Below are 308 nucleotides of genomic sequence, written 5' to 3'. Positions count from 1 at the left end.
GTCACCTACGTCGAAAACAAAAAGCCTTATCTCGCAAGCAAAAAGGGAGTGCTAATCGCCGTAAAGCCCGAATACAGCTTGCAGGTGTACACGAACGGGTAGCCAATGGCCCGTGCTGATTTTCAACACAAACTCTCTCGTGCAATTGTTGACGAAAACCAAGCGATAATTGTAGAGACACTGAAATCGGCGAATATGATGAAAAACCACTGTCTGGCTCGCGCTATCGGTGATGCAGGCTGGCATGGTTTTATCACAAAGCTGGAATATAAAGCCGCAGAAAAAGGCGTCCATCTGGTAAAACTGGA

Annotated in this window: 1 pseudogene; it reads left to right on the top strand. The window is 46.8% G+C overall.

Annotation, left to right across the window (positions count from 1 at the left end):
• Nucleotides 1-308 (top strand): annotated as a pseudogene (locus BHE89_RS00465) (RNA-guided endonuclease TnpB family protein); the annotation flags it as partial.

Source organism: Shigella sp. FC1967, from assembly GCF_001743005.1.
Lineage (GTDB): Bacteria > Pseudomonadota > Gammaproteobacteria > Enterobacterales > Enterobacteriaceae > Proteus.
This window is presented reverse-complemented; position numbering and strand designations above follow the sequence as displayed.